Origin of the sequence: Salinilacihabitans rarus (assembly GCF_024296665.1) — an archaeon.
Lineage (GTDB): Archaea > Halobacteriota > Halobacteria > Halobacteriales > Natrialbaceae > Salinilacihabitans > Salinilacihabitans rarus.
Map to the genome: position 1 here is coordinate 3568077 of NZ_CP100762.1, position 21730 is coordinate 3589806.

General features: G+C 70.2%; 21 protein-coding genes and 1 pseudogene. 11 read left to right on the forward strand and 11 right to left on the reverse strand.

Going from position 1 to position 21730, the window contains the following annotated elements:
* Positions 1-45: 45 nt before the first annotated feature.
* Positions 46-555: pseudogene (locus tag NKG98_RS18685) on the reverse strand (DUF7409 domain-containing protein); the annotation flags it as partial.
* A 208-nt stretch (positions 556-763) separates the two neighbouring features.
* Here NKG98_RS18685 and NKG98_RS18690 point away from each other — a divergent pair.
* Positions 764-1615, forward strand: a complete 852-nt coding sequence (locus NKG98_RS18690; protein WP_254767637.1) for a 3-hydroxyacyl-CoA dehydrogenase family protein — start codon at positions 764-766, stop codon at positions 1613-1615.
* Between the two features lie 34 nt (positions 1616-1649).
* On the opposite strand, the gene NKG98_RS18695 is transcribed toward NKG98_RS18690, so the two are convergent.
* Positions 1650-2702: a phytoene/squalene synthase family protein gene (locus NKG98_RS18695; RefSeq protein WP_254767638.1), complete on the reverse strand. Its 1053-nt coding sequence runs from the start codon at positions 2700-2702 to the stop codon at positions 1650-1652.
* A gap of 117 nt (positions 2703-2819) precedes the next feature.
* On the opposite strand from NKG98_RS18695, the gene NKG98_RS18700 reads away from it, so the two are divergent.
* The 4 genes from NKG98_RS18700 (at position 2820) to NKG98_RS18715 (ending at position 6973) form a co-directional block, all read left to right on the forward strand.
* The gene (locus NKG98_RS18700; protein WP_254767639.1) at positions 2820-3962 is read left to right on the forward strand and encodes an acyl-CoA dehydrogenase; all 1143 of its coding nucleotides are present in this window, start codon (positions 2820-2822) and stop codon (positions 3960-3962) included.
* A gap of 10 nt (positions 3963-3972) precedes the next feature.
* Positions 3973-4335 (forward strand): hypothetical protein, encoded by a 363-nt coding sequence (locus NKG98_RS18705; RefSeq protein WP_254767640.1) that lies wholly within the window; start codon positions 3973-3975, stop codon positions 4333-4335.
* A gap of 3 nt (positions 4336-4338) precedes the next feature.
* Positions 4339-6063 carry a hypothetical protein gene (locus NKG98_RS18710; RefSeq protein ID WP_254767641.1) on the forward strand — a complete coding sequence of 575 codons (1725 nt, stop codon included), beginning with the start codon at positions 4339-4341 and terminating at the stop codon, positions 6061-6063.
* A gap of 85 nt (positions 6064-6148) precedes the next feature.
* Entirely contained in the window at positions 6149-6973 is an 825-nt protein-coding gene (locus NKG98_RS18715; RefSeq protein WP_254767642.1) for a hypothetical protein, read from the forward strand.
* 15 nt (positions 6974-6988) lie between these two features.
* Here NKG98_RS18715 and NKG98_RS18720 read toward each other — a convergent pair whose 3' ends face one another.
* Positions 6989-7270 (reverse strand): PadR family transcriptional regulator, encoded by a 282-nt coding sequence (locus NKG98_RS18720; RefSeq protein WP_254767643.1) that lies wholly within the window; start codon positions 7268-7270, stop codon positions 6989-6991.
* A gap of 33 nt (positions 7271-7303) precedes the next feature.
* Positions 7304-8212: a DUF3267 domain-containing protein gene (locus NKG98_RS18725; RefSeq protein WP_254767644.1), complete on the reverse strand. Its 909-nt coding sequence runs from the start codon at positions 8210-8212 to the stop codon at positions 7304-7306.
* A 103-nt stretch (positions 8213-8315) separates the two neighbouring features.
* On the opposite strand from NKG98_RS18725, the gene NKG98_RS18730 reads away from it, so the two are divergent.
* Complete coding sequence (locus NKG98_RS18730) at positions 8316-8876, forward strand: uracil-DNA glycosylase (RefSeq protein WP_254767645.1); 561 nt, start codon at positions 8316-8318, stop codon at positions 8874-8876.
* A gap of 50 nt (positions 8877-8926) precedes the next feature.
* Positions 8927-9205, forward strand: coding sequence for a DUF7111 family protein (locus NKG98_RS18735; RefSeq protein ID WP_254767646.1), 279 nt, complete (start codon positions 8927-8929; stop codon positions 9203-9205).
* A 1-nt stretch (position 9206) separates the two neighbouring features.
* On the opposite strand, the gene NKG98_RS18740 is transcribed toward NKG98_RS18735, so the two are convergent.
* Positions 9207-9500 carry a DUF7410 domain-containing protein gene (locus NKG98_RS18740; RefSeq protein WP_254767647.1) on the reverse strand — a complete coding sequence of 98 codons (294 nt, stop codon included), beginning with the start codon at positions 9498-9500 and terminating at the stop codon, positions 9207-9209.
* 129 nt (positions 9501-9629) lie between these two features.
* On the opposite strand from NKG98_RS18740, the gene NKG98_RS18745 reads away from it, so the two are divergent.
* Together NKG98_RS18745 and NKG98_RS18750 are read left to right on the forward strand one after the other, a co-directional pair.
* Positions 9630-11069, forward strand: a complete 1440-nt coding sequence (locus NKG98_RS18745; RefSeq protein ID WP_254767648.1) for a heme o synthase — start codon at positions 9630-9632, stop codon at positions 11067-11069.
* A gap of 152 nt (positions 11070-11221) precedes the next feature.
* Positions 11222-11701: an SPW repeat domain-containing protein gene (locus NKG98_RS18750; protein WP_254767649.1), complete on the forward strand. Its 480-nt coding sequence runs from the start codon at positions 11222-11224 to the stop codon at positions 11699-11701.
* A 17-nt stretch (positions 11702-11718) separates the two neighbouring features.
* Here the strand turns inward: NKG98_RS18750 and NKG98_RS18755 are convergent, their stop codons facing one another.
* A complete protein-coding gene (locus tag NKG98_RS18755; RefSeq protein WP_254767650.1) occupies positions 11719-12723 on the reverse strand; it encodes an aldo/keto reductase in 1005 nt (334 codons plus the stop codon).
* Positions 12724-12830: 107 nt separating this feature from the next.
* Between NKG98_RS18755 and NKG98_RS18760 the strand changes: the two genes are divergently transcribed.
* Positions 12831-13892 carry a phosphotransferase family protein gene (locus NKG98_RS18760; protein ID WP_254767651.1) on the forward strand — a complete coding sequence of 354 codons (1062 nt, stop codon included), beginning with the start codon at positions 12831-12833 and terminating at the stop codon, positions 13890-13892.
* 13 nt (positions 13893-13905) lie between these two features.
* Here NKG98_RS18760 and NKG98_RS18765 read toward each other — a convergent pair whose 3' ends face one another.
* The 4 genes from NKG98_RS18765 to NKG98_RS18780 form a co-directional block, all read right to left on the reverse strand.
* Positions 13906-14862 (reverse strand): TIGR03557 family F420-dependent LLM class oxidoreductase, encoded by a 957-nt coding sequence (locus tag NKG98_RS18765; protein WP_254767652.1) that lies wholly within the window; start codon positions 14860-14862, stop codon positions 13906-13908.
* 65 nt (positions 14863-14927) lie between these two features.
* Positions 14928-16010 carry a sugar ABC transporter permease gene (locus tag NKG98_RS18770; protein WP_254767653.1) on the reverse strand — a complete coding sequence of 361 codons (1083 nt, stop codon included), beginning with the start codon at positions 16008-16010 and terminating at the stop codon, positions 14928-14930.
* Positions 16007-17056, reverse strand: coding sequence for a carbohydrate ABC transporter permease (locus NKG98_RS18775; RefSeq protein WP_254767654.1), 1050 nt, complete (start codon positions 17054-17056; stop codon positions 16007-16009). Before NKG98_RS18775 ends, NKG98_RS18770 begins: the two co-directional genes overlap by 4 nt.
* A gap of 9 nt (positions 17057-17065) precedes the next feature.
* Positions 17066-18370 carry an extracellular solute-binding protein gene (locus NKG98_RS18780; RefSeq protein ID WP_254767655.1) on the reverse strand — a complete coding sequence of 435 codons (1305 nt, stop codon included), beginning with the start codon at positions 18368-18370 and terminating at the stop codon, positions 17066-17068.
* Between the two features lie 159 nt (positions 18371-18529).
* Here NKG98_RS18780 and NKG98_RS18785 point away from each other — a divergent pair, with 159 nt between their 5' ends.
* Complete coding sequence (locus NKG98_RS18785; protein ID WP_254767656.1) at positions 18530-19660, forward strand: ABC transporter ATP-binding protein; 1131 nt, start codon at positions 18530-18532, stop codon at positions 19658-19660.
* 28 nt (positions 19661-19688) lie between these two features.
* On the opposite strand, the gene NKG98_RS18790 is transcribed toward NKG98_RS18785, so the two are convergent.
* Complete coding sequence (locus NKG98_RS18790) at positions 19689-21680, reverse strand: DUF7997 domain-containing protein (protein ID WP_254767657.1); 1992 nt, start codon at positions 21678-21680, stop codon at positions 19689-19691.
* Positions 21681-21730 lie beyond the last annotated feature (50 nt).

The following is a 21730-nucleotide window of genomic DNA, read 5'->3' on the forward strand; positions in this document are numbered from 1 at the left end:
GACCGCGGCGAGAAACGAACGGCGTTCGAGGCCTCGATGTCCGGTTCAATCGACGAGTTCGCGGGCGTTGTGCCGCCACGTGCGCACGTGCAGGACGTTCAGGTCGAGCGCATCGGCCACCTCCGCGGCGGGGGCGGTCGCCAGCCGCTCGGCCGAGTTGATCCCGGCCTCCGCCAGCCGCTCGGCGTTCTCGGGGCCGACGCCCGTGACGGCCGTCACCGGGGTCGGCCGGGGCCACGGCCGCTCCTCGCTCGCGTCGTCGTCGCGGTCCGACGTCCGGGGCGGCTCGAACGCCTGCCAGTCCTCGTCGGCGCTGCGCTCGACCCACTCGCGCTCGGCCTCGCCGAGGCCGCGGACCTCCTCCGACCGGCGGTCGAGGTCGCCGTCGGTCTCGAACGACCACGGCAGCGAGAAGCGCCGGCGCAGCGAGTCGGCGACCGCCTCGTCGACGCCCGCGTCCAGCAGCGTCCGGTACGAACAGTCCTTGCTCGAAACGACCGCGGGCTCGACGCCCGCCGCCTCGAGCGCCGCGCGCTCGTCCGGCTCGAGCGCCGCGACGATGTCCCCCGAATCTTCGACCACGTTGTTCTTGCTCACGCGACTCACCGGATCGTCTGTAACTCAAACCCGCTGCCCTTGAAAGTTGCCCTCGGAAATCGCCGGACGCCGCGACGTCTGACGCGCCCGCGGTGGCGACGCCCGCGGCCGATTCGCCCCGCACCTCACCGGCAGGCTTACGACCCGGTCCCAAGAAGTGCCCCGCATGGTACGCGAGACGATCGACCGCGTCGGCGTCGTCGGCGCGGGCACGATGGGCAGCGGCATCGCGCAGGTCGCCGCGACGAACGGCTACGACGTCGTGATGCGCGACGTCGAGGCGGAGTTCGTCGAGAACGGGTTCGACTCCATCGAGGACAGTCTGGGCCGACTCGACGCCAAGGACGCCCTCGAAGCGGACCCGGAGACGGTCCTCGGGCGCGTCGAGGGGACGACGACGCTCGCGGACCTGGCCGACTGCGACGTGGTCGTCGAGGCCGCCGTCGAGGACATGGACGTCAAGAAGGAGATTTTCCGGGACCTCGAGGCAGTCTGCGACGAGGACGTGCTGCTGGCGACGAACACGAGCACGCTCTCGATCACGTCCATCGCCTCGCCGCTCTCGAACCCCGAGCGCGTGATCGGCCTGCACTTCATGAACCCCGTCCCGATCATGGAGGGTGTCGAGGTCGTCGTCGGCGAGAAGACGAGCGACGAGGTGACGGCCCTCGCCCACGACCTCGCCGCGGACCTCGGGAAGACCACCTGGGAGTCCGACGACAAGCCCGGCTTCGTCACGAACCGCATCCTGATGCCCTGGATCAACGAGGGCATCCGCGCCTACGACGAGGACGTCGCCTCGAAGGAGGACATCGACCGCGGGATGACCCTCGGGACGAACGTCCCGATGGGGCCGCTGACGCTCGCCGACCATATCGGGCTAGACGTCTGCCTGCACGCCTCCGAGACGCTCTACGAGGAACTCGGCGACCGCTACAAGCCGGCGTACCTGCTCAAGCGCAAGGTCGAGGCGGGCGACCTCGGGAAGAAGACGGGGCGGGGCTTCTACGAGTACTGAGGCCAGCACGGCCTCGCGTTCGTCCGACGCCCCCTCACTGGTGCAGCGGCTTCTCGGCCATCTCGCGGCGCAACTCCTCGAGGTTCGACCGGGAGACGCCGTGCTCGAACTGCTGGAGCAGCGCGTACACCTCCGCGCGGGAGACCTTGACGTTGCCCTCGCGGACGACGTCCTCGGGGCGCTCGCGCAGTTCCCGCAGGGTGCCGACCGCGAGCAGGTACGGAATCGCCCACGCCGAGAGGGTGTTGCCGCGGTGTTCGGGGACGACTTCGAGGTAGCGCTGGGCGTCGTCGAGGTAGCCCTCGGCGCGGCCGATCACCCGGCGGATCACGTTCGTCACGCCGCCGTGGTTGTCGGCGTCGGTGACGCGCTCGACGTCGACGTCCTCCTCGGCGAGCCACTCGGCGGGGAGGTAGACGTTGTTCTCCTCGTGGTAGTCACGCTGGACGTCCTTGGCGATGTTGACCAACTGGAGCAGCAGGGCGAACGCGCGGGCGTTGTCGCGCAGTTCCGCGGCGCGCTCGCCGGAGGCCCCGCGCGCGACGAGGCCGGTGATGAGCGTCCCGACGGTGCCGGCGGCGTACCAGCAGTACTCCTCGAGTTCCTCGAGGGTCTGCAGTCGGAGGCCGCCCTCGTCGGCGTAGCGGTCGGTGAACATCGCCATCCCGCCGACGAGTTCGCGCACCGGGTCGCGCATGATCTCGCGGGGTTCGTCCGCGAGGGCCTCGAAGGTCCGCAGCACGCGGGGCGTCTCCGCGACGACCGTCCAGTCGTCGTCGCGGTCCTCGGGAGCCGGCAGCCACGGCTCGACGTCCGCCATGAACCGGTCGACGTCGTAGCCGTCGGTCGGATCCAGTAGTCGGTTGTAGTTGGTGAGCAGTTCCGTCTGCGTCGCCGGCGGGATGTGTCCCGCGTCCTCGATCGTGTCGGCGACCCTACAGAGGAGATACCCCAGACAGATGTGCCTCGCCATCGGCTCTTCGAGTCGGTCGACTGTGATCGAAAACGTCCGCGAGACGCCATGGACCGCCTCGTAGCACCACTCGAGGTCGGCTTCGATCGTGACGTCGTGCTGGCCCGTAGTCATCTACTCGTTGCCGTTTCGACCGCATCCCGCAAAAACACCCCGGTCGCGGAACTCGTCTCGCCGGCCGCCGAACCCGGTACAAAAACAGTAAAGGATCGACCCCCCCATTGATCGCCCATGGACTTCGCGCTCACGCCGGAGCAACGACAGATCAGGGAGATGGTCGCCGAATTCGTCGACGAGGAGGTCGTCCCCGTCGCCGACGAGATCGACCACGACGACGAGTTCCCCCGCGAGTTGGTGAGCGAGATGGCCGACCTCGGCCTCATGGGAATGCCCTTCCCCGAGGAGTACGGCGGCGCCGGTCTCGATTACCACTCCTACGCGATCGGCATCGAGGAGATCTCGCGCGGGTCGGGCGGCCTCGGGACGATCGTCGCCGCCCACATCTCGCTGGCGGGCAACATGATCTACGAGTTCGGCGACGAGGCCCAGAAGGAGGAGTACCTGACCCCCCTCGCCGAGGGCCGGGACATCGGGGCGTTCGCGCTCTCGGAGGCCGGCGCGGGCAGCGACGTCCCGTCGATGGAGACGACCGCCGAACGCGACGGCGACGAGTACGTCCTGAACGGCGGCAAACTCTGGATCTCGAACGGTTCGGTCGCCGACACGATCACCGTCTTCGCGAAGACCGACCCCGAGGCGGGCAACCGCGGCATCTCCTCGTTCGTCGTCCGCCCCGACGAGGACGACGGCTTCCACGTCGAGGGCACCGAGGAGAAACTCGGCGACAAGGGCTGTCCGACCGCCGAACTCCGCTTCGACGACCTCCGGGTCCCCGAAGACCGCCTCATCGGCGAGGAGGGCGACGGCTTCGTGCAGGCGCTCAAGACGCTGAACGGCGGCCGGATCACCATCGCCGCCCGCGGGGTCGGCATCGCCCGCGCCGCGTTCGACGAGGCCCGCCGGTACGCGAAAGAGCGCGAGCAGTTCGGCCAGCCCATCGGCGAGTTCCAGTCGATCAAGCACAAACTGGCGGACATGGACACGAAGATCCAGGCCGCCAAACTGCTGATGCACAAGGCCGCCGACAACAAGATCCGCGGCGAGGACTACATCAAGGAGGCCGCCCAGGCGAAACTCTACGCGAGCGAGGTCTCCCGCGAGGTGGCAAACGAGGGCATCCAGATCCACGGCGGCTACGGCTACACGAAGGACTTCGCCGCCGAACGGTTCTACCGCGACGCCAAACTCAACGAGATCTACGAGGGGACGAGCGAGATCCTGCGGAACACGATCGGCGATCGGTTGCTAAAGTGAGGGCGGTACGATGGGACTTCCGAGTATCAGGTTCCACCTCCCGCCCTCGCGGTTCGTGACGGTCGAAATGGACGAACCCAACGCACGGGCCGCGGACCGGACGTGGGACGACGAGGAGACGACGCTCCTCACCGGCGAAACGCACTGGGCCAAACTGCGGTTCGTCGCCGGAGAGTCCGGCCACGGGTTTCCGCCGCCGGAGGTCTCGAACGAGGGGCTCCGGGAGATAGCCGCTGCGCTGGGCAAACTCGAGTACGAACCCCGGATGGCCGAGGAGTACCCCATGATCGACGACCGGGACGAGTTCGAGTTCTGGGTGACGCTGTTCGAGGCGTACGCCGCCGCCGGCGCGACCGTGACCACCAGCTACTGACCGATGCAGTTCGACGACGCCGACATCCGGACGACCGTCGAGGCGTGGGCCGAGTCGTGTGCCGACTGCCGCGTCGTGACCCACGAGTTGACCCACGCCACCGCCACCGAGTACGACCTCTGTGAGGAACACCACCGAGAGGCGATCGAACGACGCCACGAGCGCGAAACCGCCGAGACCGGGGAGGGGCTCTCGATCCGCCAGCGGGACCAGGAGGCGCTCGCGTCGTTCGGCGTCGAGGCCGCCGACACGGTCACCGACGCGATTCTCTCCGCGGTCGACCCGGCGAGCGTCGCCGCGGCCGTCGCCGACGACCCGACCGACGGCGACGCCGTGCGAACCCTGGGCGTCCTCGCCAGACTCGACCCCGAGCGGATCAGCGACGCGTCCGCGGCCGTCGACGCGTGTCTGTCGGTCGTCGTCGACAGCGAGTGGGACGGGCGGGCCGTCGGAGCGAGGACGGTCCTGGAGGCCGTCGCTCCCGTCGACCGTTCGGTCGCGAGACGACTGATCGACGCCGTCACCGACCCCGACCCCACGTACCGTGCCACCCGGGCCCTCGCGGCGGTCGTCGAGAACGACCCCGAGACCATCCTCGCCGTCGAGAGCGGCGTGTCCTCGCTGGCGGACGTTGTCGTCACCAGGGGACGCGCCGGTTCGAGTTCGAGTTCGGTGTTCCGGATCGCGCTTCAGGTGGCCCGCGCCGATCCGACCGCCTTCCGTGGCTCGGTCGACGCGTTCGCTCCCCTGCTCGACGGGGCCGACGGAGGGTCCGACTCGGCGTTCCTCGCGGCCGCGACGCTCGGTCGAGTCGCGAGCGCCGACGCCAACGCGGTCGACGAGTACCGCGGGATACTACTCGACTGGGCCCACACGGAGGCGGTCGCCCCGCGACGCGAGATGCGCCACCGCACCGCGGCCGCGGTGGCGTTCGCCCACTCGCCGGCACTGGCCGCCGGGGCCGGGGTCGACCGGGACTGGCTCCGGGAGCGACTCCGCCCGGCGCTGCAGCGCAAACCGGTCGTCGACGAGCGACGAGCGGAGGTCGTGCGGGCGCTCGGCCGGTTCGTCCCGGTCGAGGACGACCCCGACCCGGCCGGCGACCGGGCGTTCCTGGAGTGGATCGCCCGCGTCCACGACGGCCGCGTCGAGACGGCCGCCCGACGAGCGCTCGACGGGGCGTTCCGCGTCGGGTGGCCTACGGGGTCTACGTCCACCGGCCCGGGTGCCACGGCGGACGCCGACGGTCGGACCGGTAGCGTGTACGGCCGCCTCGCGGCGCGCCTCGCCGACCGGGACGTCCCGTTATCGTTCGTCGTGGCGACAGGAACGCTGGAAGAACTGGGAGTCGACGTCGAGGACGACGCCGTCGAGTGGGACGCGGACGAACTCCGGCCGTTCGCGCACCTGACCGCCCACCACGAGGTGGGCGTGGCCGATCTCCACGAAGCGCTCTCTCTCAACGCGGTCGTTATCTGCATCGGACTCCAGCACTTCCGCTACGAACCCGAACGCTATCCGTTCCCGGTGTACGGCTTCGACTCCGATCGGCCGACGCTCTACGCCACGCCGGAGGGACTGCTCGTCGCACCCCGGGTGGACGACCGCGAGGCGGTCGAGGAGACGTTCCGGGAGATAGTCGAGGAGTTAGCCGCCGCCGACGTCGTCGAGGGCGCCGACGCGACGGTCGAGGTCTCGCGCGTCGGTGACCTGTTCGAGGGCGAGTAGCCGTCCGGACGTCCGTAGTCTCGGTTCGCGTTCGTCAACCGGCGAGTCAGTACACATATATCACACGAAACGCGACCTCCGGGCGATGTCGCCCCGCGCCCGCGCCGCCCTCCTGCTCGCCCTCGGCGTCGGTCTGCTCGTCAACCCGTTCTACTGCTGGCCGTACCACGCCGAGGACGCGCACGAACTCCGTGCGAGCGAGGTCCGGCTCGTCTCCGGCGCGGAGTCGACGCCGATCGTGGACCTCCCGCCCGAGACGGCGGCGGCCGTCGAGGCGGCGGTCGAGGTATCCGACGACCCCTCGGAGGACGACTGGCCGCGCTACGAGAGCCGCGAGGCGGTTCCTGTGGACGGTCTGTACGAGACGGGCCTCGGCGTCGTCACGGTGGACGGCGTCGAGTACCGCGTCACGATCGAGTCGGTCGATCGCTCCCCGCCCGTCCTCCCCGAATCGTTCCGCGTCCCGGTCGGCTTCGCCGGCGCGCTCTCGCTCGCGCTCGGCGCGCTGACGGCGACCCGCGGGCGAGCGCGGCCGACGACCCGGGAGTCGTCGGTCGTCGTCGGCGTCTGGGCCGGCGTCCTCCTCGCGACGGTCGCCTACGACGGCGACCCGACGGGCGTGGCGCTCACCACCGTGACCGAACTGGCGCCGTTCGGGATCCGCCTGCCGCCGCTCGCCGGCGCGCTCCTCGGGGTCGTCCTCCCGCTCCTGCTGCCGGCGGTCGGGATCGTCGTCGGCGTCGGCGTCCGTCGCGGCCGGTGGCTGCCCCCGGACGTCGACCCGGCGAAGTTCGTCTCGCTGCTCGCGTTCGTCGCCGTGACGCTGCCGTTCACGCTCCCCGGCGCGGCGGTCGGATTCCTGCTCGGCCGTCCGTCGCGACCGACGGGCGAACCGACGCCGGCGCGGTGATGGTGCGCCGGACGGTCACTCGCCCGCGAGACACTTCCGGACCCACTCGCCGTGTTCGCGCGTCCGGCGTTCGCCCGCCTCGGTCAGCGAGTAGACGTCGTGCAGTCCCTCGGTGCGCTTCTCGACGAACCCCGCGTCGACGAGCGCCGACAGCGACCCGTAGAACGCCGTCGGTTCGACGCGCTCGTCGTAGTGGGATTCGAGGGCGGATTTCAGCTGCTGGCCGCGCATCTCGCCGCCGGCCGCGAGCAGGAGACAGAGGTCCCGCCGTCGGCCGCTCCGGAGCCACTTCGCCATGCGCGGGAGGTTCGCGGGGGAGGCGTTCGAGGGTTACGGTTCGCCGCCGAGACGGTCGCGGACCGCCGAGAACGCGACCCGCGCCAGTCCGCCGGCGGCCGACAGCGCGAGGACCGCCGGGACGCCGACCTCGACGACGGCCTCGCGGTTCCCGCGGTGGAGTTCGTGCCGGAAGAGGAACCAGCGGCCGTCGGGGTCGCCGAGGACGACGTCGCCGGTGGCGAACGCGAGCGAGGCGAACACCAGCGCGAACAGCCCCGCGACGACCGCGGCGAGCGCGTAGACGGCGCCGAGAGAGAAGGCGGCCAGCCGGGGCGAATCGAACGCGCTCCCGGCCGCGTCGGCCGGGCCGTAGATCCCCATCCCGTCCGCGCCGTCGGGGCGTTCGCCGACGCGGACCGACGAGGGGTACCGCAGCAGGACGGCAGCCATCCAGAGGTCGCCGATCGACCCCGCGGCGTTGGCCGCGAGCGCGAGGGCGATCGGCTGGACGGGCAGGACCGGCAACAGCGCGAGGCCGGCGAGCGTGATGACCACGAACGGTGCGAGCAGGACGGCGAGCATCTCGTCGCGCGCGTAGGTCGTCCCCTCGGTCCGCGCGTAGGCGTACGGCAGCAGGAACCCCGAGACGCCGACGCCGTACTCGGGGCGGCCCCCGTAGCGGGCCATGAACAGCCCGTGGAGCAGTTCGTGCGGGACGACGACCAGCGCGACCAGCGCCAGCAGCGTCGCGACCAGCGGGAGGAGGTCCGGCCGCGAGGAGGCCGAGACGACGATCGGTTCGAGCGGGCGGCCCTCGACGGCGGCGACGACGGCCCCGAAGAGGTACGCGAACGCGAAGAAGCCGGTCGTGGAGACGACGACCCAGCGCGCCGCGACGGCGCGGGCCGGCCGGAACTCCGCGAGCAGCGTCTCGCCTTCGACGTCGGTCTCGCGGCTCACGCCACCGACTCCCGAGGGGACGCCCAAAGCGATGTCGGTTCCGCCCCCGCGGGCTGAATACGTAGGGCCAAGCGTGTTTCCCGGGTCGGCCGTACCGCACGCCATGGCAGACCGGATCCCCGCCGACCGGGCGTTCGACGACGTCTTCGCGGACGCGCTCGCGAGCGTCCCGGAGGAGCACCGCGACCCCGAGCGGTTCGTCCCCGGCGTCGGGCCGCTCTCGGCGGCCGTGATGCTCGTCGGCGAGGCCCCGGGCGGTCAGGAGGTCGCGCAGGGCGAGCCGTTCGTCGGACGGGCCGGCGAGCAACTCGATCGAGCGCTCGCGGCGATCGGCCGCGACCGCGGGGACCTCTACGTCACCAACCTCGTGAAGGTGCGCCCGCCGGAGAACCGCGACCCCCACGTCGCCGAAATCGCGGCCTGGCGGCCGGTACTCGACGCCGAGATCGAGCGCGTCGACCCGGCCGTCCTCGTCCCGCTCGGGAGCTTCGCGACGGACGCGATCCTCGACGTCGACGGGACGATCACCGACCTCCACGGCCGCGAGGTCGAGCGCGAGGGACGGCTCGTCGTCCCGTCGTTTCACCCGGCGGCGGCGCTGTACGACCGGAGCAAGGTCGAGGCGATCGAGTCGGCCCTCGCGGCGGCGTTCGAGGCGGCGTAGCGTCGGGTCGAACCGACACGTTTCCGTCCGTCCCGTCCCGACCACCCGCCATGGCAGACGAGCGAACGGCCGAGGCCGCCGGCGTGACCGCGACCTACCGCGAGACGGAGACCGAACGGCTCCTCGTGTTCGACCGCGACGGCCGGACCGCGGCGGTCGCCCAGAACCGCGACGGGTACGCCATGCTCGCGGTCAGGCGGGCGGCCGACGGCGACGAACTCGAACGGTACTACGGCTTCGAGATGGCCCTCGACCACGCCGCGGAGTTGCTGGGCGTCCCGCCACAGGACCTGCCGGTGCCGGCGGCGGCCGCGGACATGGGCATGTGAGTCAGGTCACGACCGCGTAGACGAACAGCAGGCCGAAGTACGTCGCGACCACCGCGGCGAGCGCGAGCAACCGGAACCGGCGCAACTCGGCGCCCTCGGCGTCGTATGCCGCCTCGAACGCCGCGCGCTCGCTCGCGTCGATCCGGTCGGGGTGGGAGTGCCCGAGGTGGAGCGTCCGCAGGCGCTCCTCGGGGAACGGCCGGTCGCAGTAGGGGCAGGCGACGGCGGCCGCGTCCGCCGGGACGGCGGTCTCGGGGTCGTCGCGGTCGGCGGCGCGAGGCTCCGGCCGGCTCACGGGTCCGACGACGCGCCCCACGGTGATGGCTCTTGGCCCGCGTCGCGTCGCGCGAGGGTCCCGTCGGAGGCCGCGCCCGCAAAAGCGAGGTTCCTATATACGCGGAGTCGTACGGTTCCGTACGTAGCCGTGGATACCGAGGCCTTCCCCCGACCGATCGGGACGCGACCCCGTTTCTCGGCGCTGCTCGCAGCCACTGCGCTCGGCGTCTACCTCCTGCTGGTCGTCGGCGCGACGACGTCGCTCACCGACGCCGCCGCGGCGTGTACGACGTGGCCGACCTGCCACGCGCCGACCGACCCGCTGAGCCAGACCGAACTCGCGATCGCGTGGGGCCACCGCCTCGCCGCCGCCGTCGTCGGCCTGCTCGTCGTCGCCTCGACGGCGGTCGGCGTCCTCGGCGACGCCCCGCGGCGCGTCCGTGCCGCGCTGGTCGCCGCGTTCGTCCTCTACGTCGTTCAGGTGGGCGTCGGCGCGCTGACGGCTGTCGACGGCCCCGGCGCGATCGCTCCCGGCCTGCACCTCGCGCTCGGCGTCGTCATCCTCTCGGCGGTCGTCGTCGCGCTCGCGTGGGACCTCGAAGCCGCCACCGGGACCGACGACGAGGCGACCGACCCCGCACCCGAGCCGGCCCCGGACCCCCTCGCGGACGAGGAGGCGACCCCGCGGCGACTCCCCGAGGGCGGCCTCGCCCGCGCCCGACTGACCGCGGTCGCCTACGTCAGGATGATGAAACCGCGGCTGATGTGGCTGCTCTGTCTCGTCGCCGCGGCCGGGATGGCGCTGGCGGCCGGCCCCGACCTCGACGCCCACACCATCGTCGCGACCCTCGGCGGCGGCGTCCTCGCGATCGGCGCGAGCGGCACTTTCAACCACGTCCTCGAACGCGACGTCGACCGCCGGATGTCGCGGACCGCCGACCGGCCGCTCGCGACCGACCTGATCCCCGCGCGGAACGCGGTGCTGTTCGGGCTGTTCCTCGCGGCCGCGTCGACGACCGTCTTCCTCTCGATCAACGCGCTGGCCGCGGGGCTTGGCCTCGCCGCGATCCTCTTTTACAGCGTCGTCTACACGCTGGTTCTCAAGCCCAACACCGTCCAGAATACCGTCATCGGCGGCGTCGCGGGGGCGTTGCCCGCGCTGATCGGCTGGGCGGCGGTCACGAACGAGATCGGCGTCCCCGCGCTCGCGCTCGCCGGCGTCATCTTCCTCTGGACGCCCGCGCACTTCTACAACCTCGCGCTCGCCTACCGCGACGACTACGCCCGCGGTGGCTTCCCGATGATGCCGGTCGTCCGCGGCGAGACCGAGACCCGAAAGCACATCCTCTACTACATCGCAGCGACGTTCGTCGCCACGGTCGCGCTCGCCTGGCTTACCGACCTCGGGGCCGTCTACGCCGTCACGGTCGTCGTCTTCGGCGGGGTCTTCCTCCGGTACGCCGTCTCGCTGCACTTCGAGCAGACCGACTCGGCGGCGTTCCGCGCGTTCCACGCCTCGAACGCCTTCCTCGGCGCCGTGCTGGTGGCGATCCTCGTCGACGCACTCGTCGCGCTGCCGGCGTTCTGACGGCGCCGATCGGGTAATTTCCGTTTACCGCTCCAACCGAGCGTTAGCTTCGCGACGACGGCGGGGCAAGCGGGTCGCCGTCGTCCGATCCACGGCGCGCGGCCAAAACGATCGCGCTCCTTTTTGCCGCTACTCGTGCCAGCGACGGCCGCATGAGCCAGCCATCCGACGACCCCACGACGGACGCGGACGCGACGACCGCCGAGGACGAGCGCGCGAGTGCCGGCCGTCGAGGCCGGGACGACGGCGACCTCCGGGGCAAGCGGCTGCTCAGCGGCTTCGTCTCCGTGATCGGCCTGTGGATCGCGCTCTCGCCGACCGTCTACGAGACGACGCAGGCCGGCCTCTGGAACAACGCGGTCGTGGGCGCGGCGATCTTCCTCGTCGCCGGCTACAACTTCTACCGGATCGGGACGCTGCGCGCGTCGAGTACGGCCGCGATGGCGCTGGTCGCCCTGCTGGGGCTGTGGTCGGCGGTCGCCCCGTTCGCGATCGAGATGATAGACCAGGGGATCTTCTGGAGCACCGTCGTCTCCGGGGCGGCGATCGCGCTGCTTTCGGCGTACGTCGCGTACGCCTCCGGCGAGAGGCGCGCGGAGCGGGCCGCCGAACCCGCCGAAGGCGTCAGGTGACCGGCCGAGAAGGAGGCTCAGTCGCCCCCGGCGCCGTTCCGGGCGGCGTCGATCCGCTCGAACTGTTCGTCGCTGAGCGAGAGGTCGACGGCGCCGACGTTCTCGTCTAGCTGGTCGACGGTGCGCGCGCCGACGATGGGGACGCAGGTGAACCGATCCTGATCCATCAGCCAGCGCAGCGAGACCTGCGAGGGCGTCGCGTCGACCTCGTCGGCGACCGACTCGACCGCCTCCAGTACGTCCCACGCGGTGTCGGTGGCGTAGTACTCGCCGAAGCGCTCGGTGAGGCTGCCCCGGGAGCCGTCGGGCGCCTCGACCGAGCCGTCCGCGGCGCGCTCGTACTTGCCGGTGAGGAAGCCGCCGGCCAGCGGCGAGTACGGGCAGACCGCGAGGTCCCGGTCGGCACAGACGTCGAGGTAGTCGCCGACCTCGTCGTAGTGGGCGGCGTTGACCATCGGCTGGGTCACCTCGAACCGTTCGAGGCCGTCGACGTCGGCGGTCCAGAGGGCCTTCGTGAGTTGCCAGGCGGCCATCGTCGAGGCGCCGAGATAGTGGACTTTCCCCTCGCGGACGAGTTCGGTGAGCGTCCGGAGCGTCTCGCGGATCGGCGTGTTTTCGTCCCAGCGGTGGATGTAGTAGAGGTCGAGGTAGTCGGTGCCGAGGCGGTCGAGCGTCCCCTCGATCTGCGCCCGGACGTGTTTGCGCCCGAGTCCCGAATCGTTCGGGCCGGGGTCGCCCCAGCCGTCGAACGGGAAGTAGACCTTCGAGGCGAGCACGAAGTCCTCCCGGTCGTGGTCTTCGAGCCACTCGCCGATGTACTCCTCGCTGGTCCCGTGTGGCGTCCCGTAGACGTTGGCGGTGTCGACGAAGTTGATGCCGCGTTCCCACGCCGCGTCGAGCAACTCGTGGGCCTCCTCGCGGTCCGTCTCGACCACGCCGTCGGACTCCTTGGCGAACCGCCAGGTTCCGAAACACAGTCGCGAGACGGTCGTACCCGTGTTACCGAGCGTGACGTACTCCATGGCAGCGGGTTCACGTGCGAGTGTGAAAACCGATGGGGAAGCGGCGATCGGGCGACCGCATGTCACACCACCGAAAGGATTCTAAGCCACACCGCGGTAGTCGGCGTATGGACGTCCCCGAACCGCGGGAGATTTCGGACGCGACCCTCGCGGAGATGGTCCGGACGGTCGAACCGACGTGGGACCTCCGGGAGGCGGTCCCGGTCGAACGCGGCTTCTGTTCCGTCTCCCGCGTCGTCGTCGACGACGGCGGCGCGAGCCGTACGCTGTACCTGAAGGCGTCGCCCGACGGGGACCCCCGGTCGATCCCGACCGAGGCCCGGCTTCAGGCGGTCCTCGACGCCCGCACGTCGATTCCCGTCCCCGAGGTGCTCGGCGTCGTCGACGACGGCGACGCCCTCCCGACCCCGTACTACCTCATGACCGCCCTCCCCGGCGAGGCGGTCGCCTACGAGCGCGTCTGTCGGCTCGACGACGACGCGCTCCGGCGACTCGCCCGGGAGACGGGGCGGTACCTCGCCGAGTTGCACTCGGTTCCGGCGGTCGATCGGTTCGGCCTGGTTCGCCACGACGGCCCCGAACTGACCGGCGAACGGCCGAGCGGCGATCCGAGGCCCCTGACCGTCGCGGGGTCCCGGGAGGAGTGGCCGTCCTACCTGCGCGAGTACGCCGCCCGCGAACTCGACCGGCTCGCTGACTCCCGGTTTTCGGACCTGGCGTCCGACCTGAACCGGTGGGTCGAGAAGCGACTCGACGCCCTCCACGGACCGTTCGAGCCGGTTCTGGGGCGCAACGACCACGGACTGCACAACCTCCTTGTCGACCCCGAAACCGGCGAGATCACCGCGGTGCTCGACTGGGGGTACACGCTCGCCGCGCCCGCGGCCTTCGATTTCGAGTTCGCGGTCTACATCTACGGCGGGGCCTTTCTGGCGGGTCTCCCCGACGTCCCGGACCGGCGTCCGCTGGTCCGCGAGGCGATGCTGTCGGGCTACCGGACGGCCGCGCCGGACCGCGCCGAGGCGGTCTCGACCCCGGTCCCGCTCTACGGAGCGCTGGCGGCGGCCCGCATCATGAACGACTTCCGCCACCTCGACGTGCCCGACGGGTGCGAAGCGGCGGTGATGGATCGTATCAGGGCGGACGTCCGCAGTCTCGTCGACGGCTGACCCGCCGGCCCGCTCAGCGGACCGCCGGCAGCACCTCCTCCTCGTAGAACTCGATCGCCGCCTCCTGGTCGTCGCCGATCTGGTGGACGTAGACGTGGTCGAAGCCGGCGTCGATCGCCTGCCGGATCGACTCGACGTGCGCGTCCGGATCGGGACTCGTGACCGTCGATCCCTCGGCGACGTCCTCGGGTTCGACCATCGCGGCCGCCTGCTCGAAGTGTGCCGGCGTCGGCAGTTCCTGGCTCAACTCGCCGGAGAGCGCCGTGTTCGGCCACCGCTCGTACACCGTCTCGACGGCTTCCTCCTCGGTCTCGGCGTAGCAGACGTCGAGTTGTGTGTACGTCGGCCCCTCGCCGCCGGCGTCGGCGTAGGCCTCGCGGACCGCCTCCTGCGGGCCGACCGTCCAGAGGCCGTCGCCCGCCTCGGCGGCCATCCGGGCGGCCTTCGGACCGAACGCCGAGACGACGATTTCGGGGATCTCGTCGGGTGTCGTGTAGAGTCTGGCGTTCTCGACGGTGTAGTGCTCGCCACGGTGGCTCGTGTTCCGCCCGGTCCAGAGTTTCCGCATGACGTCCATCGCCTCCTCTAGCATCTCGAGGCGGACCTCGTGTTCGGGCCAGCGCGCACCCGTCACGTGCTCGTTCAGGTTCTCGCCGGTGCCGACGCCGAACGTGAATCGGCCGTCGGCCATCACCTGGACCGTCGCGACGGCGTGGGCGACGTTGACGGGGTGGATGCGGATCGTCGGACAGGTGACGCCGACGCCGATCTCGATCTCGTCGGTCGCGCGGGCGATCGCGCCGAGCGTCGACCAGACGAACGGCGCGTTCCCCTGTGCCGAAATCCACGGGTGGAAGTGATCCGAGATCGAGACGAAGTCGAAGCCGGCCGCCTCGGCCCGGACGGCGACGTCGACGAGGCGATCCGGGCCGTGTTCCTCGCTCGAAAGAGTGTAACCGAGACTCGTCATGGGCGGCCCGCTACCACGAACGGGCGCCTAACGGTTGAGCCTGCGAGGGCAAGAAGGCGGGCGGGTCAGCCTTCCATCCCGCCGAACGAGAGGCCGCTCTCGATGTACCGCTGGGCGAAGAGGTAGATGAAGACGATCGGCGAGGCGTACAGCAGCGCGAACGCCGAGAACCGCCCCCACGGCACCGAGTAGGTGTCGATGAGCATGAACAGCCCGACCGGGAGCGTGTAGTTTTCCGGCTGCAGGACGGTCTGGGCGACGATGAACTCCATCCACGGGGTGAGAAAGATGAAGATGAAGATCGTCGCCAGGCCGGGTTTCGCCAGCGGGAGGACGACCTCCCAGGCGACCCGGAACGGCGAGGCGCCGTCCATGATCGCCGCCTCCTCGTAGGAGACGGGGATCGAGTCCATGTAGGTCTTGAGCAGCCAGGTGTTGAACGGCACCGCCAGCGCGGCGTAGTAGATCGACATCGCGAGGCGGCTGTTCGCCGCGCCGACGCCGACGAAGATCGTATAGAGCGCGATGAGCGCGGCGATGCCGAGGCCGCCGCCGATCTGCGTGAACAGGACGTAGCCGTAGAGGATCTTCATCCGGCCGACGAACTGCCGCCGGGAGAAGGCGTACGCCCCCGGAACGATCAGCGCCAGCGCGATGAGCACGGTCGGGATCGCGATCGCGAGGCTGTTTTTGAGGTAGCGCCAGAAGTCCGAGGTCTCCTCGACGCCGTAGGCGCTCGCTTCGAGGAAGACGACCCGCGGGGTCGTGACGTAGAACGTGACGTCCGTCAGCGGGATCGAGATGGCGACCGTCACCGACGGGATGGCGATGTCGCCGATCACCCAGAGGAACGCCTCCGGGCTGATCTCTCCCGGCAACAGGCCGGCGCTCTCGGTCGAGTACAGGGTCCCGCCCTCGCCCTGGAGGGCGAGGCCGAGGATCCACACGACCGGGAACAGCAACGCCACGACGAACGCCAGCGTCGCGACCGTCGAGAGGGCGGTCTTGGCCACGTCGAGCGGGTCGACGGTTCCCTCGCGGATCCCCTCGACCGTGTACGCGACCTCGTCGCGGAGGTCCGCGGGCTTGTTCAGCGCGCTCTCGACGTCGGTCCGAATCTTGCGGGCGATCCAGCCGAGGAGCGTCATTCTCCGTCCACCCCCTCGGCGAGTCGCCCTTTCTTGACGGCTACGATCATGAACATCGCGACGAAGGCGACGGCGGTGAGCATGATCGCCGCGCCGGCGCCGTACTTGTCGAACGCGAACGCTTCGCGGTACCCGTACAGGATGAGGAGTTCGTTCTGTCTGGACGGACCGCCCCGGTTGAACACGTACGGGATGAGGAACTGCTGGAACGACGCGGCGGCCGTGAGGATCGACGCGAACAGGACCGGCCGTTTGATCGATGGGACGGTCACGTGCCAGAACCGGTGGAGGTAGCCGGCGCCGTCGACCTTAGCGGCGTCGACGAGTTCGTCGGGGACGGCCTGTAGCGCGCTCACCGTGATGAGCACCATAAACGGGTACGCGAGCCACATCTCGGTGACGTTGTAGGTGAGAAACGCGATCCACCGGTCCTGGAGCCACGCCTGCTGGCCGAACCCGAGCGACATGAAAAACTGGTTTGCGAGCCCGAAACGGGCGGAACTGAACACGCCGCGCCAGACCGTGATCGTGAAGATGGTCGGCAGCCCCATCGGGACGATGATGACCGCGCGCATGTAGCGCTTGCCGCGGACGCGGTCGCTCGTGAGCACCATCGCGATGAAGACCCCGAACGCGACCTTCAGCGCCACGCTCGTGGCGACGAACAGCATCGTGATGCCGATCGAGTTCCAGAACAGCGGGCTCGCGGCCTCGACGCCGACGAAGGGGAACTCGGAGGTGACCGACGCGGAGACGGACAGCAGGTCGGCGTAGTTCTCGAGGCCGACGAACGTCTCGTCGCCGCGGAGGCCGAAGAAGCCGGTGAGCCCGCCGGGGCCGTCCGCGAAGACGGTCGCGGGTTCGGCGTCGGTCAGCGAGAGGTAGGCCGTGTAGAGAAGCGGGAAGAACATGAACGCCGCGAACGCGAACAGCCCCGGCAACACGAGCAGCAACGACCCGTTCTCGTCGATCCAGCGGCGCACGCCGTATGGAACGGCCTCTTCGTACCGCTGGCGGGTCTGTCGTCCAACTGAAGAAAGGCTCATCTGTACCCGTCAGTCCCAGGCGTCGAGGATCTGGCTCTCCGCGTCGCCCATCGCCTCCTCGACGGTCTTGTTGTCCTGCAGCACCTCCTCGAACTCCGTCTCGATCGGCTCCCAGACGTCCTGCATCCGCGGGTCGGTCGGCATCGGGATGCCCTGCTCGACCGCCCGAGTGAAGCCCTGGACCGACTCGGGGAGTTCGTCGGCCTCCTCGTCGTCCTCGACGAACGCCTCGTGGACCGGGATGTAGCCCTGCTCGGCGGCCATCTGGGCGGCGATCGAGGTGTTCGTCGCGTACCACTCGGCGAACGAGCGCGCCGCGGCGGCGCGATCCTCGTCGTCGTCCATCGCGGCGGCGAAGTAGAGCAACTGGATCCCGGTGTACGGGCTGGGTTCGTTACCGTCGACGGTCGGGAACGGCGCGACGCTCGCCTCGAAGTCCTCGACGTCGCCGAGGAACCACGGCCCGTTGATCGCGAACGGGGCGTTCCCGTCGACGAAGATGGCCGCCTGCGTCTCGTACTCCCAGTCCTGGGGCATGTAGGGGTAGAGTTCGTCGCGGACGAACTCGAGGCCCTCGATGGTCTCGTCGTTCGTGATGCCGAGTTCCCCGGTCTCGTCGTCGAAGTAGTAGCCGCCGAAGCAGTGGGCCCACGCGCTGTAGAAGTACGCGTCGAAGTTGTGCGAGAGCCCGTAGACCCCGTTTTCGGGGTCGTGGTACTCCTCCATGATCTCGCGCATCTCCTCGAACGTCTCCGGCGGTTCGTCGACGTAGTCCTCGTTGTAGATCAACGCGACGGTCTCGGCGGCGTAGGGGAGACCGTACAGGCCGCCGTCGAACTGCGCGGCGTCGGCGGCCTCGCCGAAGAGGTCGAGGTCGACGCGGACCTCGTCGCTCTGGTCGCTGAGGAAGCCGTTCTGCTGGTAGTCGCCCACGAGGTCGTGCGCCCAGAGGAACAGCTCCGGCCCCTCGCCCGCGGGGATCGACGTCGTCGTCGCGTCGACGAACTCGGCGACGGCGTCCGCGCGGATCGTCGGCGCGTACTCGCTGTTGAACGAGTCGACGTTCCCGTCGAACAGCGCCGTCGCGCTCTCGGTGAGGTCGTGCCAGAGGGTCGCCTCCCCGTCGACGCCTTCTTCAGGTTCGAGCGCCTCGTACTCGTCGTCCCTGTCGTACTCGTCGGCGCCCCCGTCGCCGCCGTCGCCGCCGTCTTCGTCGCCCGATCCCGGATCCTCGGTGCTGATACAGCCCGCGAAGGCGCCGGCCGCGGATGCCCCCGCCACGTACTTCACCAGCGTCCGTCTATCGAGTGCCATGGTGAATACCTGATGAATTATGACTTCATCTATTTATTAGTTTGGGTACGATGATGAAGGATCGGTTCGACACGGCTGGTAGAAGTTGTACGAAATAGTGCATCATAGATTCGCAGATCACGAAAAGAGTTATATGTGTTATCCCCCCACGTGACACAAATGGCAAGTCTGCGAGTCGAGAACCTCCGTAAGGAGTACGACAGGGGGTCGATCGTCGCGGTCGACGACCTCGACCTGGAGGTCGACGACGGCCAGTTCGTCACCGTCGTCGGCCCCTCGGGGTGTGGCAAGACGACGACCCTGCGGATGATCGCGGGGCTCGAAAAGCCCACCGCGGGGTCGATCTACCTCGACGGCGAGGAGGTCACCGACCGGAGCGCGCGGACGCGGGACATCGCGATGGTGTTCCAGAACTACGCGCTGTACCCGCACAAGACCGTCTTCCAGAACATGGCCTTCGGCCTGCGGATGAGCACCGACCTCTCGACGGACGAACGCCGCGAGAAAGTCGAGTGGGCCGCCGAGATGCTCGACATCGGCGAACTCCTCGAGAAGACGCCCGACGAACTCTCCGGCGGGCAGAAACAGCGGGTGGCGCTCGGGCGTGCGATCGTCCGCGAGCCCAAACTGTTCCTGTTCGACGAACCGCTCTCGAACCTCGACGCCAAACTCCGGACGACGATGCGCGCGGAGATCCAGCGCCTGCAGGACGAACTCGGCATCACGTCGGTGTACGTCACCCACGATCAGGAGGAGGCGATGACGATGGGCGACGAGATCGTCATCCTCAAAGACGGCGAACTCCAGCAGACCGGCGCGCCGAAGGACGTCTACGAGCGGCCGGCAAACCGGTTCGTCGGCGGCTTCATCGGCTCGCCGTCGATGAACTTCGTCGACGTCACCGTTCGGACGGCCGGCGGCGACCTCGTCCTCGCCAGCGAGGCGTTCCGGTACGCGCCGTCGGCGTCGCTGGCCGCCGACCTCGACGTCGCGGACGGCGACTCGGTGACCTTCGGGATCCGGCCCGAGGACGTCCGCCCCGCGGGGCCCGGCGAGGACGGGATCGACGCCACCGTCGAGGTCGTCGAACCGATCGGCAGCGACAACTACCTCTACCTCGACGTCGGCGCCGCGGACGACTTCATCGCGCGCGTCGACGCCGACGTCGAACCGGCGGTCGGCGAGGTCCTCCCGATCGCCTTCGACGACGACAAGATTCGTCTGTTCGACGGCGAGACCGGCGAGTCGCTGCTGCATTCGAGCGAGGCCGTCCCGACGCCCGAGGCCTGAGTCCCGCCCCCGTCGTTCGCGACCGGCGTCAGTTCCCGACGGCGCCCGCGTCCACGCGCTCGGCGACCGGCGTCAGTTCGTCCGCCGCGTCGAGTTCGGCGACGGTCGCCAGCCGGAGCGCGTGGGGCCACCCCAGCGGCGTCGCGCTGTCGGGCGTGCCGTCGTCGAACACCTGCTCGGGGAGGTACCCCGACGCCAGACAGAGGCTCCCGCCGGGGAGCAACTCGGCGAGCAACTCGCGCGAGCGCCGGTAGTAGCCGTCGTCGTCCGCGAGCGCGGCGAACGCGGCGGCCGCGTTGGCCCCCCACGCGGTCGAGACCGTCCAGACCTTCTCGTCGTCCTGCGTGCGGGTCCGCCAGTCGTCGCCCTCGAAGCGGACCAGGCCGCGGACGGCGTCGGTCTCGCGCCACAGCCCCGCCAGCGTGGCGTCGACGTGCGAGCGCAGGCGGTCGAGGCGCTCGTCGTCGACCTCGCCGATCGCCCCGTAGGCGCGGTGGGCGTCGACGAGCGCGAACGTGCTCGAATCGAGGCGGTCGTCGAGGTCGCCGTCGCGTGCGCGGAGGGCGTAGACGCCGCGGTCGTCGACCCACAGGTCGTCGAGCGCCCGGTAGACCTCGCGGGCGCGCTCGGCCGCCCGGTCGCGGCGGTCGGCGTCGAAGGGAGCCGCGGCGACCGCGGCGTAGGCGTGGAGGTACGTCGCCGCGGTGTGGGTGAACCGGCCGGCCATGTTCTCCCAGGCGTTCTGGCAGGGCTCCGGGAGGCCGTCGTCGGCGAGCGTCGCGTCGAGGCCGTCGAGGCCGCGCTCGACGACCGGTTCGACGGCGTCGCGGCGCTCGTCGGCCGTCTCGGCGTACGCCGCGAGAAACGAGAGGACGCTCGCGGTCTGGTCGGCCTGATAGTCGACGCCCTCGCCGCGGACGCGGTCGTTCGCCCAGCCGGGGGCCAGCGAGCCGTCGACCGGCCAGACGCGGTGGGGCCAGGTGCCGTCGTCGAGTTGCGTCGCCTCGTAGACCGCCGCGCTGGCGTCGTGGGTCGCCCCGAGGTCGAGGTCGAGGGTCGCCTCGCTCTCCAGCAGGAACCGGGCGATCTCGGCGTCGTCACGGAACCACGTGTAGCCGTACCCCCCCGAGTAGAGGTAGTGGGGGTCGAAGTCGGGGCCGGCGATCCGGCTCCCCGACGGCGCGGAGAGCAGGTCGACGACGCGGAGGTCGGCGACGACGCTCTCGCGGTCGGCGGCCGGGCGCCCGGACGCGGCCTCGACGAGCGCGTCGGCGTCGGCGAAGCCGGCGGCGGTCTCGGCCACGTCCGCGACGGCCGCGGCGCCGGGCGACTCGCGGACGGACGTGAGAAGCGCCGCGCTCCCGTCCTCGACCGGGAGCCGCGTGACCACGTACCCGCCGAGGCGGCCGTCCTCGTACTGGCTCGCCTCCTCGCCGGTCGGGTGGTCCGTCGGCTCCTCGGCGAGCACGTCGGCGAGGCCCTCGGGGAGCTGGCCGGCGACCGCCTCGAAGCCGGTCGCGCTCGCGACGTAGTCGCGCTCGGTCCGGTGGTAGACCTCGACGACGTCCTCGTCGTGGACGAGCTGGCCGACCCGGTCCTCGCGGCCGTCGGGGGCGAAAGCGAGGAACGCCACGAGCGCCTCGACCGGCCCCGACTCGACCGCGACGTGGGTGACGTGCTCGCCGTCGACGGCGAGGTCGAGCCGGTCGAGGGCGAACGCGTCGGTCTCGTAGGTCGTCCGCACGAGCGTCGTGTCGTCGACGTACCGCTGGTCGGTCGGTTCGAGGGCGTCGAGCCAGACGGTCTCGCCGTCGACGCACACGCCGAGCCGGGAGCGGTCGATGCCGTACAGCCCCGACAGCGGGTACGAGAAGTCCCGCAGCGCACCGTCACGGCCCACGTGAACGAGCCGGCGGTCGCTGCCCGCGAAGAGTCCCGCCGTCGTCCGCCGCTCGCCCGGGAACGCGGTTCGCGCTCCCCTGTTGCGCTTGAAATCGTCCAGCGTCGCGCGCAAGGTCATGCGGCTACCGACGGGCGGCGGGTACAAAAGTATGTTGTAATTGTAGTTCA